We start from the raw sequence: 16,502 nt of genomic DNA, 5'->3' as shown, positions 1-16,502 counted from the left end.
CGACCTCCGCTCTTCTAATTGGGGCGAGGCGCTAGCACACCGCGTGCCCAAATAAGACATCGATAATGGATCAATTCGCCAAAGAGACTCTGCCAATCTCCCTCGAGGAGGAAATGCGCCGCTCGTATCTCGATTACGCGATGAGCGTGATCGTCGGGCGAGCACTTCCGGATGTTCGTGACGGCCTCAAGCCTGTCCACCGGCGCGTGCTCTACGCAATGCACGAGCTGAATAACGACTGGAACCGCGCTTACAAGAAGTCGGCGCGTATCGTCGGCGACGTCATCGGTAAGTACCACCCCCACGGCGACACGGCTGTCTACGACACGATCGTGCGGATGGCGCAGAACTTCTCCCTGCGCTACATGCTGGTCGACGGTCAGGGTAACTTCGGCTCCATCGACGGCGACAATGCCGCCGCCATGCGATACACCGAAATCCGCATGGCGAAGATCGGCCACGAGCTGCTGGCCGACATCGACAAGGAAACGGTCGACTTCGGGCCGAACTACGACGGCAGCGAGAGCGAGCCGCAGATCCTGCCCGCGCGCATTCCCAACCTGCTCATCAACGGTTCGTCGGGTATCGCGGTCGGCATGGCCACGAACATTCCGCCGCACAATCTCAACGAAGTCGTCGACGCTTGCCAGCATCTGCTGAAGAGCCCGCAGGCAACGATCGACGAGCTGATCGAGATCATTCCCGCGCCCGATTTCCCGACCGCCGGCATTATTTATGGCGTCGCCGGCGTGCGCGACGGCTATCGCACCGGCCGCGGCCGCGTCGTGATGCGCGCGGCCACGCACTTCGAGGAAATCGATCGCGGTCAGCGCATGGCGATCATCGTCGACGAGCTGCCGTATCAGGTGAACAAGCGTTCGTTGCTCGAACGCATCGCCGAGCTCGTCAACGAGAAGAAGCTCGAAGGCATCTCCGATATTCGCGACGAATCCGACAAGAGCGGTATGCGTGTCGTGATCGAGCTCAAGCGCGGCGAAGTGCCCGAGGTCATCCTCAACAATCTGTACAAGGCAACGCAGCTGCAGGACACGTTCGGCATGAACATGGTCGCGCTGGTGGACAACCAGCCGAAGCTGCTGAACCTGAAGGAAATGCTCGAGCATTTCCTCTCGCATCGCCGCGAAGTGCTCACGCGTCGCACGGTGTACGAACTGCGCAAGGCGCGCGAACGCGGCCACGTGCTCGAAGGTCTCGCCGTTGCGCTCGCGAACATCGACGATTTCATCGGGCTCATCAAGGCCGCGCCCACGCCGCCCATCGCGAAGCAGGAGTTGATGAACCGCTCGTGGGATTCGTCGCTCGTGCGCGAGATGCTTGCGCGCGCGGAGCAGGACAATGCGGCGGCGGGCGGGCGCGAAGCCTACCGTCCGGAAGGGCTGAACCCGCAATATGGTATGCAGTCCGACGGCCTTTACCGTCTGTCCGACACGCAGGCGCAGGAAATCCTGCAAATGCGCCTCCAGCGCCTGACCGGCCTGGAGCAGGACAAGATCATCGGCGAGTACCGCGAAGTGATGGCGCAGATCGCCGACCTGCTCGACATCCTTGCGCGCCCCGAGCGCGTAACAACGATGATCTCCGACGAACTCACCTCGATCAAGAGCGAATTCGGCGACGCCCGCCGCTCGAAGATCGAGATGAACGCCACCGAGCTGAACACCGAAGACCTGATCACGCCGCAGGACATGGTCGTGACCATGTCGCATGCCGGTTACGTGAAATCGCAGCCGTTGTCGGAATATCGCGCCCAGAAGCGTGGAGGTCGCGGCAAGCAGGCGACCTCGATGAAGGACGACGACTGGATCGACACGCTCTTCATCGCCAACACGCACGATCACATCCTGTGCTTCTCGAATCGCGGTCGCGTGTATTGGGTGAAGGTATATGAAGTGCCGCAGGGTTCGCGCAACTCGCGCGGCCGTCCGATCGTCAATATGTTCCCGCTGCAGGATGGCGAGAAGATCACGGTCGTGCTGCCGGTGAAGGAATTCTCGGCCGACAAGTTCGTTTTCATGGCCACGGCGCTGGGCACGGTAAAGAAGACCCCGCTCGAAGCCTTTAGCCGCCCGCTGCGCAAGGGTATTATTGCGGTCGGTCTCGACGACGGCGACTACCTGATCGGCGCTGCGATCACCGACGGCGAACACGACGTGATGCTGTTCTCCGATGCCGGCAAGGCGGTGCGCTTCGACGAGAACGACGTGCGCCCGATGGGCCGCGAAGCGCGTGGCGTGCGCGGCATGCAGCTCGAAGACAATCAGCAGGTCATCGCGCTCCTCGTGGCGGGCGACGAGCAGCAGTCGGTGCTCACCGCGACCGAGAACGGCTATGGCAAGCGCACCCCGATCACGGAGTACACGCGCCACGGCCGCGGCACGAAGGGCATGATCGCGATCCAGACTTCGGAGCGCAACGGCAAGGTGGTTGCGGCCACACTCGTCGACTCCGAAGCGCAGATCATGTTGATCACCACCACGGGCGTTTTGATTCGCACCCGCGTGTCGGAAATTCGCGAAATGGGCCGTGCAACGCAAGGTGTTACACTCATCAGCCTTGACGAAGGTACGAAGCTCTCCGGGCTGCAGCAGGTCGCCGAAGCGGACGCAGAAGTGGACGCCGAAGGTGAGGGCGAACCGGGCGAAGTCGAAGAATGATGCGTCATCCAGGCCCGCAGAAGTGTGTCCGATCGATGCGCTTACGCGGGCTTTAAGGTGGGTTTCAGCGAACCTTGATAGTGTCAGCGAAATGAATGGTTTGCCGGGCGAACCGGTGAGCGGGCGCATAACGCAACGCGGCGCCCCGCAGTCCGCACGGCAGCGCAAATCGATTAATTTCTCAAAGGGAGTAATGATGCAAAAACGATTCAAGCAGGTGATGTTGCTGGCCGCTCTCGTGCCGACGTTTGCCATGGCGCAGGCGCTCCAGAACCAGGCGCCCGCCCAGGCACCGGCAGCGGCTGCAGCACCCGTCGATCCGGCCAAGCAAGCCGCGATCAAGGACCTGCTCGACGCGATCGACGCACAGAAGCTCGTCGGCGCAATCGGCAACAGCGCCCAGATGCAAGCCAAGCAGCTCGTCCCGGCCATCCTGTCGGACGCGCTCTCGGAAAACAAGACGATGACGGACAAGCAGAAGCAAGCTGCCGTTCCGTCGCTGCAGAAGAATGCCGTGCCGAAGCTGGTTGACTCGGCAGGTCAGGTCTTCGCGACCGACTCGTTCAAGACCGACGCCATGCAAGCTCAGTACGACGCCTATGCCAAGTACTACAGCACGCAGGAAATCAAGGACCTGACCACGTTCTACCGCAGCCCGACCGGCCGCAAGTTCATTCAGGTGCAGGACCAGGTTGGCCGCGACGTCGTGAACAGCCTGATGCAGAAATACATGCCGCAGTCGATCAAGGCAACGCGCGACCAGGCCGACAAGGAAGTCGCTTCGGTCAAGGTCGGCAAGTAAGCCTGGCAAATAAGCCCTCTGGTCCGCAGCCATTGATGTACGGTGGCGGGGCCGGATCGGCCGCATAGACCGGGAGCCCACCGCCGCGCCGTGCGTGGCGGGTTCCCGGCGACAATGCGATAATGGTCGTTTGCGCGATAAGCGCAAGCGGCCATTTTCTTTTTCTGGCGTGTTTTCCGGTGGTTTTTGCCACAGCGCCTGCCTCGGGGACCCTTTTTACGATGCGCGTCTACAACTTCTCGGCCGGACCGGCAGCGTTGCCAGAAGAGGTCCTGCGTCAGGCCGCCGACGAAATGCTCGACTGGCACGGCAGCGGCATGGGCGTGATGGAAATGAGCCATCGCGGCCCGGAGTTCATGCAGATCCACGCCGAGGCGCTGCTCGATCTGCGCGAACTGATGCAGGTGCCCGCCAGTCACCAGATTCTGTTTCTGCAGGGCGGCGGCATCGGCGAAAACGCGATCGTGCCGCTCAACCTGTTTGGCTCGAAGCCGCGCGCCGACTTCGTCGTCACCGGCTCGTGGTCGCAGAAGTCGCAAAAGGAAGCGCTCAAGTACGGCGCAGCGCACATCGCCGCGACGGGCCGCACCGAGGCCGGCTTCACGCATTCGCCGCCGAAGAGCGAGTGGCAGCTCTCCGACGACCCCGCTTACGTGCACCTGTGCACGAACGAGACGATCGACGGCGTCGAGACCTTCGAGATTCCCGATCTCGGCGACATTCCGCTCGTGGCCGACGCCTCGTCGCACATCCTGTCGCGCCCGATGGACATCGCCAAGTACGGCGTGCTCTACGGCGGCGCGCAGAAGAACATCGGCATGGCGGGCGTGACGGTCGTGATCGTGCGCGAGGACCTGCTCGACCGCTCGATGCCGATCTGCCCATCGGCGTTCGAATGGAAGACTGTGGCCGCGAACAACTCGATGTTCAACACGCCGCCCACCTACGCGATCTATATCGCCGGGCTCGTGTTCAAGTGGTTGAAGCGCCAGGGCGGTCTCGAAGTCATCGAGACGCGCAATGTGGAAAAAGCGCAGCTGCTCTACGACACGATCGACGCGAGCAGCTTCTATATCAACAAGGTGGAGCGCCGCGCGCGCTCGCGGATGAACGTGCCGTTCTTCCTCGCCGACGAAACACGTAACGCAGATTTCCTCGCCGGCGCCAAAGAGCGCGGGCTGTTGCAGCTGAAGGGCCACAAGTCCGTCGGCGGCATGCGGGCATCGATTTACAACGCGGTGCCGCTCGACGCAGTGAAGGCGCTGGTCGAGTACATGAAGGAATTCGAGGCGAAGCACGCGTAAGCGCTCCTCGCTCACCTGGCGAAGCGGCGCCGCGCGCATCCTTTCAGATTGCCGGTTTCACGCATGGACGACGAACTCAACTCCCAACTCAAGCCGCTGCGCGAACGCATCGATGCGATCGACGCGCAACTCATCGCGCTCCTGAACCAGCGCGCCTCGGTCGCGCTCGAAGTAGGCGAGGTCAAGAAGCATTTCAACGCGCCGGTGTTTCGCCCGGAGCGCGAGCTTCAGGTGATCGAGCGCCTGCAGAACATGAGCGACGGCCCGCTCGGCAACGATCACATCAGCGCGATCTGGCGCGAGATCATGGCCGCGAGCCGCTCGCTCGAAAAGACGATTTCGGCTGCGTTCCTCGGCCCGGTCGGCACCTATAGCGAACAGGCGATGTACCAGTACTTCGGTCAGTCGATCGAAGGCCTGCCGTGCCCGTCGATCGACGAGGTGTTCCGGTCGGTCGAGGCGGGCGCCGCCGAGTTCGGCGTCGTGCCGGTCGAGAACTCGACCGAGGGCGCCGTTTCGCGCACCCTCGACCTGTTCCTCGAAACGCAGCTCGTCATTGGCGGCGAAATCGCGTTGCCGATTCAGCACAATCTGATGACGCAAAGCGGCAACCTGAGTGGCGTGAAGCGTGTGTGCGCCCACCCGCAGGCGCTTGCACAGTGCCAGCACTGGTTGACGGCGAACGCGCCGCAGCTCGAGCGTCTGCCCGTGTCGAGCAACGCGGAGGCCGCTCGCCTCGCCGCCGCCGACCCGACGGTCGCTGCGATTGCGGGCGATCGCGCCGCCACGCACTACGGGCTCCTGATCGCGAACGCGCTGATCCAGGACGACCCGCACAACCGCACGCGCTTCGTCATGATCGGCAAGCAGCCGGCGGGCGCGACGGGTCGCGACCAGACCTCGATGATCGTGTCGGTGAAGAACGAGCCGGGCGCGGTGTACAAGCTGCTCGAGCCGCTCGCGCGCCACAGCGTGTCGATGACGCGTTTCGAGTCACGGCCGGCGCGAGTTGGCAGCACGTGGGAGTACTACTTCTACATCGACTTCGAAGGTCACCGCGACGAACCCGCCGTGGCCGCCGCGCTCGACGAACTCAGCAAGAAAGCCGCGTATCTGAAGATCCTCGGCTCGTATCCGCGCGCACGCTGACGCGCGGAAGGCGCGGGCGGCCCGCCGCCAACCGCCCGCCGCATGAGGATGCCGGGCGGCGCGCCTTTCCCGATCCGCCCGGTAGAGACCGTTGTACGCCCGGCGCCTTGAGCCCTGGAGAGACGCATGACCACGCAATTCGGCCCCTCGTATGTGCGCGCAATCGCGCCTTACATCGCCGGCAAACCGATTTCCGAAGTCGCCCGCGAGTTCGGGCTCGACGAAGCGCGCATCGTGAAGCTCGCGTCGAACGAGAATCCGCTCGGTATGCCCGAATCGGCGCAACGCGCGATCGTGCAGGCCGCGAGCGAACTGGGCCGCTATCCCGATTCGAACGCGTTCGAGCTGAAGGCTGCGCTGGCCGCGCGCTACGACGTGCCGCCCGAGTGGATCACGCTTGGCAACGGCAGCAACGACATTCTCGAAATGGCCGCGCATGCGTTCGTCGAGCGCGACCAGTCGATCGTCTATTCGCAGTATTCGTTCGCCGTCTACGCACTCGCGACCCAGGGCCTCGGCGCGCGCCATATCGTGACGCCGGCCGTGCGCTACGGCCACGATCTCGACGCGATGCTGGCGGCGATCGACGAAGACACGCGTCTCGTGTTCGTGGCGAACCCGAACAACCCGACCGGCACGTTCGTCGACGGCGCGCAGCTCGAGGCGTTCATTGCGAAGGTGCCCGCGCATGTCGCGGTCGTGCTCGACGAGGCGTACACGGAATACCTCGCGGCCGGGAAGCGCTATGACTCGATCGCGTGGGTGCGCCGCTATCCGAACCTGCTCGTTTCCCGCACGTTCTCGAAGGCCTACGGACTCGCCGGCCTGCGCATCGGCTTCGCGATTGCGCAGCCGGAACTGACCGATCTGCTCAACCGTCTGCGCCAGCCGTTCAACGTCAACACGCTCGCGCAGGCAGCCGCCATCGCCGCGCTCGGCGATGCGCCGTTCCTCGAGCGCAGCGCGGCGCTCAACGCCGAAGGCTATCGCACGCTCACGGCGGCGTTCGAGCGCCTCGGCCTCGAATACGTGCCGTCGGACGGCAATTTTGTGCTGGTGCGCGTGGCAAAGGACGCAGCGGACAACGGCGCCGGCGAGCGCGTCAATCTCGCGCTGCTCAAGCAAGCCGTGATCGTGCGTCCGGTGGCCAACTATGGCTTGTCGCAGTGGCTGCGTGTGACGATCGGCTTGCCCGAGGAGAACGCGGCATTCGTCGCGGCCCTCGAGCGAGCGCTTGGCGCGCCGTGAGCGCGCAACCCTTACTTTTTTCGGTGACGTCGTGAGTGCGTTTTCGTTTAACAAACTGGTGATTTTCGGCGTGGGTCTGATCGGCGGGTCGCTCGCGCGCGCGTTGCGCGAGCGCGGCTCGCACGGCGGCGAAGGCGCGCAGGTGATCGGCGTGGGCCGCAGCGCAAAGTCGGTATCGCGCGCGCTCGAACTGGGCGTGATCGACGCCGCCGCGACGCTCGACGACGAAGCGGCGCTCGCCGCCGCGCTGGACGGCGCCGATATCGTGCTGATCGCCGCACCCGTTGCGCAAACCCAGGCACTGCTCGAGCGCATCGCGCCGCACCTGGGGCAAGAAACCATCGTCACCGACGCCGGCAGCACCAAGAGCGACGTGATCGCCGCGGCCCGGGGCGCGCTCGGCGCGCGCATCGGGCAGTTCGTGCCGGGGCACCCCATCGCCGGGCGCGAGTCGAGCGGCGTCGACGCCGCGTTGCCCGATCTCTACGTCGGCCGCAATGTCGTGCTGTGCCCGCTCGCGGAAAACGCGCCGGCATCGGTCGATCGCATTGCCGCGATGTGGCGCGCCACGGGCGCCGTGATCGGCGAGATGCCGGCCGCGCAGCACGATCGCGTGTTCGCTTCGGTGAGTCATCTGCCGCATGTGTTGTCGTTTGCGCTCGTCGACCAGATTCTCGCCTCGCCCGACGCCCAGCTGAAATTCTCGTTCGCAGCGGGCGGCTTCCGCGACTTCACGCGCATTGCGGCGTCGAGCCCCGAAATGTGGCGCGACGTGTGCCTTGCGAACCGCGCCGCGCTGCTCGCCGAACTCGACGGCTACACTGACGTGCTGGCGAGGCTGCGCGCGGCCATCGACGCGAGCGACGGCGCAGCGCTCGAAACCGTGTTCGCGCGTTCGCGCGCGGCGCGCGAGGCGTGGCAGGAGCGCGGTGGCAAGGGCGCGGCGGCGCCCATCGATATGCCACCAGGCAAATAAGCAAGCAGGACTCAGCCCGACGGCGCGAGCGCCGCAACCTCAGGCAACACCAGGCATTCTCAGGACACGCATATGGAACACCTCGATCTCGGACCGTTCACCCGTGCGTCCGGCACGATCCGTCTGCCCGGCTCGAAAAGCATCTCGAACCGCGTGCTGCTGCTCGCGGCGCTGGCCGAGGGCGAAACGACCATCACGAACCTGCTCGACTCCGACGACACGCGCGTGATGCTCGACGCGCTGGAAAAGCTCGGCGTGAAAGTGAAGCGCGAGGACGACACCTGCGTCGTGCAGGGCACGCGCGGCGCGTTCCAGGCGGTGCGCGCGGATCTCTTTCTCGGCAACGCAGGCACGGCGGTGCGTCCGCTCACGGCCGCGCTCGCGGTGAACGGCGGCGACTACCGCATTCACGGCGTGCCGCGCATGCACGAGCGGCCCATCGGCGACCTCGTGGACGGCCTGCGTCAGATCGGCGCGAAGATCGATTACGAAGAAAACGAAGGCTATCCGCCGCTGCGCATCCGCCCGGCGCCGATTTCGGTCGAGGCGCCCATCCGTGTGCGCGGCGATGTGTCGAGCCAGTTCCTCACGGCGCTTCTCATGACGCTGCCGCTCGTGCGCGCCAAGGACGGCGTGACGATCGTCGAGGTGGACGGCGAGCTGATCTCCAAGCCCTACATCGAAATCACGATCAAGCTGATGGAGCGCTTCGGCGTGACGGTCGAGCGCCACGGCTGGCATCGCTTCGAGGTCCCCGCAGGCGTGCGCTACCAGTCGCCGGGCAAGATCATGGTGGAAGGCGATGCGTCTTCGGCGTCGTACTTCCTCGCCGCGGGCGCGATTGGCGGCGGCCCGCTGCGCGTGGAAGGCGTGGGACGCTCGAGCATCCAGGGCGACGTTGCGTTCGCCGCGGCGCTCATGCGCATGGGCGCGAACGTCACGGTCGCCGACGACTGGATCGAGGTGCGCGGGATCGGCAACGATCACGGCAAGCTCGACCCCATCGACATGGACTTCAACCTGATCCCCGACGCGGCCATGACGATCGCCGTGGCGGCGTTGTTCGCCGACGGCGCCACCACGCTGCGCAACATCGCGAGCTGGCGCGTGAAGGAAACCGACCGCATCGCCGCGATGGCCACGGAGCTGCGCAAGGTGGGCGCGAACGTGGAAGAGGGCCCCGATTACCTGATTGTGCGTCCGCCCGAGAAACTCACGCCGAACGCCGCGATCGACACCTACGACGATCACCGCATGGCGATGTGCTTCTCGCTCGTGAGCCTCGGCGGTGTGCCGGTGCGCATCAACGACCCGAAGTGCGTCGGCAAGACGTTCCCCGATTACTTCGAGCGCTTCCTGGCGCTCGCGCAACCTTGATTCAATGAAGCCGAGTACCTTTGCCGCATGAAATCGACCCGTCCCTTTTATCCGACGCCCGTCATCACGATCGACGGTCCGACTGCTTCCGGCAAGGGCACGGTGGCCGCGCTAGTCGCCGCGCAGCTCGGCTTTCACCTGCTCGACAGCGGCGCGCTGTACCGGCTGGCGGCGCTCGCGAGCATGCGCTACGCGATTGCGGCCGACGACGCCGAGAACCTTGCGAAGCTGATCGACGATCTCCATATCACGTTCCGCGAGGGGCTTGCGCAGCTCGATGGCGTTGACGTTTCGAACGAAATCCGTGCCGAGGAAGTCGGCAACCGCGCCTCGATGATCGCCGCGCATCCGGCCGTGCGCACCGCGCTCGTGGCGCGCCAGCGGGCGTTTCGCAAGCTTCCCGGGCTCGTCGCGGATGGCCGCGACATGGGCACCGTGATCTTCCCGGACGCCGTTCTGAAGGTGTTTTTGACGGCCAGCGTGGAGGCCCGTGCGGCCCGCCGGCATAAGCAATTGATCCAAAAAGGTTTTTCTGCTAATATGGATGACTTGCTTCGGGATTTGCGTGGACGCGACGCGCGCGACAGTAACCGCGCGGCCGCACCGCTCAAGCCTGCAGCAGATGCGCAGCTTCTCGATACTTCGGCGCTCTCCGTCGACCAGGCGGTCGAACAGGTGGTGCAGTGGTATCAGGAGTCTAGCCAACTGCGGCCCGTCCGGTAATCCGCGAACGGGGCAAAGCGCAGTCAAGAAAGCAGTAAGCAGTAAGCAGTAAGCAGTGCCAGTAGGTGCCCTGGAAAGCAACAGGGCGTGTGTTAAACCCTTTAACCCCGTATGGCTTTTGCATCTGCGCCGCGAGCATCGTGTTCCGGCCTCAACGCCCGGCAGTCAAGACCGACTGGCGAGGTAGCGAAAACCATGCAAATCCAGATTTTTATGTCCGACCTGCAAACCTCCACCCCGAATACCGAATCTTTCGCGGCTCTGTTCGAAGAGTCGCTGACCCGCCAGGACATGCGCGCCGGCGAAGTGATTTCCGCCGAAGTCGTGCGCGTCGACCACAACTTCGTGGTCGTCAATGCTGGTCTCAAGTCCGAAGCCTATATTCCGCTCGAAGAATTCCTGAACGACGCGGGTGAAGTGGAAGTGCAGGCGGGTGATTTCGTTTCCGTCGCGATCGACGCGCTGGAAAACGGCTACGGCGACACCATCCTGTCGCGCGACAAGGCGAAGCGTCTCGCTTCGTGGCTGTCGCTGGAAAAGGCTCTCGACAACAACGAACTCGTGACCGGCACGATCACGGGCAAGGTCAAGGGCGGCATGACCGTCATGGTCAACGGCATCCGCGCGTTCCTGCCGGGTTCGCTCGTCGACACGCGTCCGGTCAAGGACACGACGCCGTACGAAGGCAAGACCCTCGAATTCCGCGTCATCAAGCTCGACCGCAAGCGTAACAACGTCGTGCTGTCGCGCCGCGCAGTGATCGAAGCCACGCAAGGCGAAGAGCGCGCAAAGCTGCTCGAAACGCTGAAGGAAGGCGCGATCGTCAACGGCGTGGTCAAGAACATCACCGACTACGGCGCGTTCGTGGACCTCGGCGGCATCGACGGCCTGCTGCACATCACCGACATCGCATGGCGTCGCGTGCGTCACCCGAGCGAAGTTCTCTCGGTTGGCCAGGAAGTCACCGCGAAGATCCTCAAGTTCGACCAGGAAAAGAACCGCGTTTCGCTCGGTATCAAGCAACTGGGCGACGATCCGTGGGAAGGCATCTCGCGCCGTTACCCGTCGGGCACGCGCCTGTTCGGCAAGGTCACGAACATCACCGACTACGGCGCGTTCGTCGAAGTCGAATCGGGCATCGAAGGCCTGGTTCACGTGTCGGAAATGGACTGGACCAACAAGAATGTTGCTCCGTCGAAGGTTGTCCAGCTGGGCGACGAAGTCGAAGTCATGGTCCTCGAGATCGACGAAGACCGCCGCCGCATCTCGCTCGGCATGAAGCAGTGCAAGCCGAATCCGTGGGATGACTTCAGCCGCAACTTCAAGAAGGGCGACAAGCTGCAAGGCGCGATCAAGTCGATCACCGACTTCGGCGTGTTCATCGGCCTGCCTGGCGGCATCGACGGTCTGGTTCACCTTTCGGACCTGTCGTGGTCGGAAACGGGCGAAGAAGCCGTTCGCAAGTACAAGAAGGGCGACGAAGTCGAAGCCGTGGTTCTGGGCATCGACGTCGAGAAGGAACGCATTTCGCTCGGCATCAAGCAGCTCGAAGGCGACCCGTTCAGCAACTTCGTTGCCATGAACGACAAGGGTTCGATCGTCGACGGCGTGGTCAAGTCGGTTGACGCCAAGGGCGCAGTCGTGACGCTGAACGCCGACGTCGAAGGCTACCTGCGTGCTTCGGAAATCGCGCAAGATCGCGTGGAAGATGCTCGCAACGTGCTGAAGGAAGGCGACAAGGTCAACGCGATGATCATCAACATCGATCGCAAGTCGCGTGGCATCAACCTGTCGATCAAGGCGAAGGACTCGGCTGAGACGCAGGAAGCAATGCGCAGCATGTCGTCGGATACGGGTTCGGCTGCCACCGGCACGACCAACCTCGGCGCGCTGCTGAAGGCCAAGCTCGACGGCCAGAACCAGTAAGCCTCAAACGGGGGCAAGCTGAAGTATGACCAAATCTGAATTGGTCGCGCAGCTGGCTACGCGATTTCCGCAACTTGTTCTCAAGGACGCGGATTTCGCGGTCAAGACGATGCTCGATGCGATGTCCGAGGCGCTTGCCAAGGGCCATCGCATCGAAATTCGTGGCTTTGGCAGCTTCGGCCTGAATCGTCGGCCGTCGCGCGTCGGTCGCAATCCCAAGTCGGGTGAAAAGGTGCTGGTGCCTGAGAAGTTCGTGCCGCACTTCAAGCCGGGCAAGGAACTGCGCGAGCGCGTGGACCGTAATTCAGGCGAGCCGCTGAAGGCGGACGAGCCGGACGACGACCTGTAAGCGTTGGATCGTTTTCGATCAGGCGATTGCGGTCGTCGGCGGTCAATGCCAGATGGCCAGAATGCATGGACCGGTAAAAAGCGCTGGGGTGAACAACCCCGGCGCTTTTTTTTCGTCTGCGCCTTTTCGACGCTGTTTGCGCGGGCGCCCCGGTTTGATCGGGCGCTGCGCTCGCTCACACGTGTCGGCCCGCGAGCCGTTCAATTACAATACGGGACACTTCGGCGTGGCTTGTGCTGCGGCGCAGCATGTCCGCCAAGCCGGCGCCTTTCTCAACTGCCAAGAGAATCCTTCAATGAGATTGATCGCCTGGGTGATCCGTGTGCTGGTGTTCGTACTGCTGCTCGTACTCGCGCTCGCCAACACGCAAACCGCGACGCTGAACTTTCTGGCCGGATATTCGTGGCAGGCCCCGCTGATCCTGATCGGCCTCGCGTTTTTTGTCGTGGGGCTGCTGGCGGGGCTGCTGTCCGCGCTGCCCGGCGTGTTCCGGCTGCGCATGGAAAACGGCCGGCTCAAGCGCGACTTGCGGGTGGCACGTGAAACGCCCACACCGAGCGTCGAGCCGCCGCTGCCGCCGCTCATCTGATTTGTATTGCCGTGCCGCGCGCCTGAACGCGTGCGGCTGATTTTTCGCTCATACCATCGCTCGCATGGATCTCGATTTTTGGTGGCTCCTCGTCATTCCCGTGGCTTTCGCGCTCGGCTGGATGGCCTCGCGCTACGACCTGAAGGCACTGCTTTCCGAAAGCGCCAACCTGCCGCGCTCGTATTTTCGCGGCCTGAATTTCCTGCTCAACGAGCAGCCGGACAAGGCCATCGACGCGTTCATCGAGGTCGCCAAGCTCGACCCCGAAACCGTCGAATTGCACTTCGCGCTCGGCAATCTGTTTCGCCGCCGCGGCGAAACCGACCGCGCGATCCGCGTGCACCAGAATCTGCTTTCGCGTTCCGACCTGCCCGTGAACGAGCGCGACCACGCGCTGTATGAACTCGGCCAGGATTTTCTGAAGGCCGGCATGCTCGACCGCGCGGAAGAGACCTTCAGCAAGCTCAAGTCGGGCGACTTCGCGCTCGGCGCGCAGCGCGCACTGCTCGCGATCTACGAGATCGAGAAGGACTGGAACCGCTGCATCGACACCGCACGTCATCTCGAAACGATGGGCGCGGCGTCGCTCGACCTCGAGATCGCGCAGTTCCACTGCGAACTCGCGCAGGAAGCGCTCCAGCAGAAGAAGCCCGACGAAGCGCGCCGCCAACTGGCGCTCGCGCTGAAGGCCAACTCGCAGAACGTGCGCGCGACGATCCTCGCGGGCGACGTCGATGCGGCCAGCGGCGATTGCGAGACGGCGCTTGGCCACTGGCGCGAAGTCGAGGCGCAAAATCCCGCGTATCTGCCGCTCGTCGCCGAAAAGGTCATGAAGGCCTACGAGACGCTCGGCCGCGCCGAAGAGGGCGCGCAACTGCTCACGACGTGGGTCGACGCGTATCCGTCGAACGATCTGCTCGATGTCGCCTACAAGTATGTCGCCGCGTTGCGCGGCCCCGATGCGGCGCATGCGCTCGCGCGTACGCAGATGCAGAAGTCGCCGAACCTCGCCGGCATGGCGCGTCTGCTCGAAGCGCAGCAGGCCACGGCCGAAGAGCCGCGCCGCGGCGAACTCGAGCTGATGCGCAAGCTGCTCCAGCAGCGCACCAAGAACCTGCCACGCTACACCTGCCAGAACTGCGGCTTCCGGGCGCGCCTCTTCTACTGGCAGTGTCCGGGCTGCAGCGGCTGGGAAACCTATGCGCCGCGCCGCGTCGAGCCGGTTCCTGCGTCGAGTTGAGCCTTAAGGGCGCGCGTGCCCAGCCCGGCACCTAGCCGGCCGCGCCTAGCCGACCGCGCCCACAGTCATTCCAACATCCGTATCTGTCACCGGAGCGCCTATGAAGATCACCATTGTCGGTACCGGCTACGTCGGCCTCGTCACCGGTGCGTGTCTTGCCGAAATCGGCCACGACGTGTTTTGCCTCGATGTCGATCCGCGCAAGATCGAGATCCTGAACGGCGGCGGCGTCCCGATCCACGAGCCGGGCCTGCTCGAACTCATCGCGCGCAACCGCGCGGCCGGGCGCATTACCTTTTCCACCGACATCGCGGCGAGCGTCGAGCACGGCGAGGTGCAGTTCATCGCCGTGGGCACGCCGCCTGACGAAGACGGCTCGGCCGATCTTCAATACGTGCTCGAGGCGGCGCGCAGCATCGGTCGCCACATGAACGGCTTCAAGGTGGTTGTCGACAAGTCGACGGTGCCGGTCGGCACGGCGCAGCGCGTGCACGGCGTGCTGGCCGAGGAGCTGGCGAAGCGCGGCCTCGCGCATAGCGTGGATCACCGCTTCTCGGTCGTCTCGAACCCCGAGTTCCTGAAAGAGGGCGCGGCCGTGGACGACTTCATGCGCCCGGACCGCATCATCATCGGCCTCGACGAGGACGAGAACGGCAACGCCGCGCGCGAGAAGATGAAGCGTCTCTACGCACCGTTCAACCGCAATCACGAACGCACGATCTACATGGACGTGCGCTCCGCCGAATTCACGAAGTATGCGGCCAACGCCATGCTCGCCACGCGCATCTCGTTCATGAACGAAATGGCGAATCTCGCCGACCGCGTGGGCGCCGACATCGAGTCGGTGCGCCGTGGCATCGGCTCTGATCCGCGCATCGGCTATCACTTTCTCTATGCGGGCTGCGGCTATGGCGGCTCGTGCTTCCCGAAGGACGTGCAGGCGCTGATCCGCACGGCCGCGGAGTCGGGCCAGAACCTGCGCGTGCTCGAAGCCGTCGAGGAGGTCAATCACGGCCAGAAGGAAGTGCTCGTGAAGAAGATCGCCAGGGTGTGCGGCGATGACCTTACCGGCAAGCACTTTGCCGTGTGGGGCCTCGCGTTCAAGCCGAACACCGACGACATGCGCGAAGCGCCGAGCCGCCGCCTGATCGCCGACCTGCTCTCGCGCGGCGCCACGGTGGCGGCGTGGGACCCGGTCGCGGCCGAGGAGGCGCAGCGCGTATTCGCGCTCGATCTGGCGCACGCGCCGGAGCAGCACGCGCGCCTGACGTTCGCGTCGAGCCAGGACGACGCGCTCACGGGCGCGGACGCGCTCGTGATCGTCACCGAGTGGACCGCCTTCAAGGCGCCCGATTTCGTGCATTTGAAGAAGGTGCTCAAGGCACCGCGTATCTTCGACGGACGCAACCTCTACGAGCCCGACGCCATGGCGGAGCTCGGTATTGACTATCACTCGATTGGGCGGCCTCATGTCAATCTCGCAAACTCCGCAGCCTGAAGCCGCACCCGTCGCCGCGCTTGCTGCCGCCATCGCGCCCGAAGTGCGCGTCGTGCCGCGCGAAAAGCTCGCGACCTCGCGCGTGCTGGTGGTGGGCGACGTCATGCTCGACCGCTACTGGTTCGGCGACGTCAACCGCATCTCGCCGGAAGCGCCGGTGCCGGTCGTGCATGTGCAGCGCAAGGAAGACCGCCTGGGCGGCGCCGCGAACGTCGCGCGCAACGCGGCGGCGCTCGGCGCCCATGCGGGCCTCCTGTGCGTGGTGGGTCACGACGAACCCGGCGAGCGCATCGTCGAGCTGCTCGACGAAAGCAACGTGAACGCGTATCTCGAGCGCGATCCCGCGTTGCCGACCACCATCAAGCTGCGCGTGCTGTCGCGCCAGCAACAGCTGTTGCGCGTGGACTTCGAAAACACGCCCGCGCACGAGATCCTGCTCGCCAGCCTCGCGCGTTTCGACGCGCTGCTGCCCACGCACGACGTGATTCTGCTCTCCGACTACGCCAAGGGCGGCCTCACGCACGTCACGCAGATGATCGCGAAGGCGCGCGCCGCGGGCAAGGCGGTGCTCGTCGATCCCAAGGGCGACGACTGGGAGCGCTATCGCGGCGCGAGCCTCATCACGCCGAACCGCGCGGAGTTGCGC

14 protein-coding genes are annotated in these 16,502 nt (G+C 64.4%); all 14 read left to right on the top strand.

What is annotated here, in order from left to right:
• The first annotated feature begins 65 nt into the window (after positions 1–65).
• Positions 66–2,675, top strand: a complete 2,610-nt coding sequence (gene gyrA, locus A3CW_RS0137890; protein WP_081772001.1) for a DNA gyrase subunit A — start codon at positions 66–68, stop codon at positions 2,673–2,675.
• Between the two features lie 196 nt (positions 2,676–2,871).
• A complete protein-coding gene (locus A3CW_RS0137885; protein ID WP_028208183.1) occupies positions 2,872–3,477 on the top strand; it encodes a DUF2059 domain-containing protein in 606 nt (201 codons plus the stop codon).
• Positions 3,478–3,698: 221 nt separating this feature from the next.
• Positions 3,699–4,781 carry a 3-phosphoserine/phosphohydroxythreonine transaminase gene (serC, locus tag A3CW_RS0137880; protein WP_028208182.1) on the top strand — a complete coding sequence of 361 codons (1,083 nt, stop codon included), beginning with the start codon at positions 3,699–3,701 and terminating at the stop codon, positions 4,779–4,781.
• Between the two features lie 63 nt (positions 4,782–4,844).
• Entirely contained in the window at positions 4,845–5,930 is a 1,086-nt protein-coding gene (gene pheA / locus A3CW_RS0137875; RefSeq protein ID WP_028208181.1) for a prephenate dehydratase, read from the top strand.
• Positions 5,931–6,056: 126 nt separating this feature from the next.
• The gene (hisC, locus tag A3CW_RS0137870) at positions 6,057–7,178 is read left to right on the top strand and encodes a histidinol-phosphate transaminase (RefSeq protein ID WP_028208180.1); all 1,122 of its coding nucleotides are present in this window, start codon (positions 6,057–6,059) and stop codon (positions 7,176–7,178) included.
• Positions 7,179–7,209: 31 nt separating this feature from the next.
• Complete coding sequence (locus A3CW_RS54080; protein ID WP_028208179.1) at positions 7,210–8,154, top strand: prephenate dehydrogenase; 945 nt, start codon at positions 7,210–7,212, stop codon at positions 8,152–8,154.
• Positions 8,155–8,226: 72 nt separating this feature from the next.
• On the top strand, positions 8,227–9,531 hold the full coding sequence (gene aroA / locus A3CW_RS54075; RefSeq protein WP_028208178.1) for a 3-phosphoshikimate 1-carboxyvinyltransferase: 1,305 nt from the start codon (positions 8,227–8,229) through the stop codon (positions 9,529–9,531).
• Positions 9,532–9,558: 27 nt separating this feature from the next.
• Positions 9,559–10,254, top strand: a complete 696-nt coding sequence (cmk, locus tag A3CW_RS0137855; RefSeq protein ID WP_028208177.1) for a (d)CMP kinase — start codon at positions 9,559–9,561, stop codon at positions 10,252–10,254.
• A gap of 195 nt (positions 10,255–10,449) precedes the next feature.
• A complete protein-coding gene (gene rpsA / locus A3CW_RS0137850; protein WP_028208176.1) occupies positions 10,450–12,180 on the top strand; it encodes a 30S ribosomal protein S1 in 1,731 nt (576 codons plus the stop codon).
• 25 nt (positions 12,181–12,205) lie between these two features.
• Entirely contained in the window at positions 12,206–12,529 is a 324-nt protein-coding gene (locus A3CW_RS0137845) for an integration host factor subunit beta (RefSeq protein WP_027817382.1), read from the top strand.
• 295 nt (positions 12,530–12,824) lie between these two features.
• Positions 12,825–13,118, top strand: coding sequence for a lipopolysaccharide assembly protein LapA domain-containing protein (locus A3CW_RS0137840; protein ID WP_028208175.1), 294 nt, complete (start codon positions 12,825–12,827; stop codon positions 13,116–13,118).
• A gap of 64 nt (positions 13,119–13,182) precedes the next feature.
• Positions 13,183–14,358, top strand: coding sequence for a lipopolysaccharide assembly protein LapB (lapB, locus tag A3CW_RS0137835; protein ID WP_028208174.1), 1,176 nt, complete (start codon positions 13,183–13,185; stop codon positions 14,356–14,358).
• 100 nt (positions 14,359–14,458) lie between these two features.
• Entirely contained in the window at positions 14,459–15,856 is a 1,398-nt protein-coding gene (locus tag A3CW_RS0137830) for a UDP-glucose dehydrogenase family protein (RefSeq protein WP_028208173.1), read from the top strand.
• Positions 15,828–16,502, top strand: a 675-nt coding sequence (locus A3CW_RS0137825; protein ID WP_081772000.1) for a PfkB family carbohydrate kinase, incomplete at its 3' end; no start/stop codon positions are given. The genes A3CW_RS0137830 and A3CW_RS0137825, both read left to right, overlap by 29 nt.

The sequence above is a fragment of the Paraburkholderia nodosa DSM 21604 genome, assembly GCF_000519185.1.
GTDB classification, from domain to species: domain Bacteria; phylum Pseudomonadota; class Gammaproteobacteria; order Burkholderiales; family Burkholderiaceae; genus Paraburkholderia; species Paraburkholderia nodosa.
The sequence above is the reverse complement of the archived record's forward strand: the minus strand, read 5'-3'. Positions and strand labels throughout refer to the sequence as shown.

Coding starts and splice junctions, on each gene's coding strand:
- gyrA (WP_081772001.1), top strand. CDS start 66: ATGGATCAATTCGCCAAAGAGACTCTGCCAATCTCCCTCGAGGAGGAA.
- A3CW_RS0137885 (WP_028208183.1), top strand. CDS start 2,872: ATGCAAAAACGATTCAAGCAGGTGATGTTGCTGGCCGCTCTCGTGCCG.
- serC (WP_028208182.1), top strand. CDS start 3,699: ATGCGCGTCTACAACTTCTCGGCCGGACCGGCAGCGTTGCCAGAAGAG.
- pheA (WP_028208181.1), top strand. CDS start 4,845: ATGGACGACGAACTCAACTCCCAACTCAAGCCGCTGCGCGAACGCATC.
- hisC (WP_028208180.1), top strand. CDS start 6,057: ATGACCACGCAATTCGGCCCCTCGTATGTGCGCGCAATCGCGCCTTAC.
- aroA (WP_028208178.1), top strand. CDS start 8,227: ATGGAACACCTCGATCTCGGACCGTTCACCCGTGCGTCCGGCACGATC.
- cmk (WP_028208177.1), top strand. CDS start 9,559: ATGAAATCGACCCGTCCCTTTTATCCGACGCCCGTCATCACGATCGAC.
- rpsA (WP_028208176.1), top strand. CDS start 10,450: ATGCAAATCCAGATTTTTATGTCCGACCTGCAAACCTCCACCCCGAAT.
- A3CW_RS0137845 (WP_027817382.1), top strand. CDS start 12,206: ATGACCAAATCTGAATTGGTCGCGCAGCTGGCTACGCGATTTCCGCAA.
- A3CW_RS0137840 (WP_028208175.1), top strand. CDS start 12,825: ATGAGATTGATCGCCTGGGTGATCCGTGTGCTGGTGTTCGTACTGCTG.
- lapB (WP_028208174.1), top strand. CDS start 13,183: ATGGATCTCGATTTTTGGTGGCTCCTCGTCATTCCCGTGGCTTTCGCG.
- A3CW_RS0137830 (WP_028208173.1), top strand. CDS start 14,459: ATGAAGATCACCATTGTCGGTACCGGCTACGTCGGCCTCGTCACCGGT.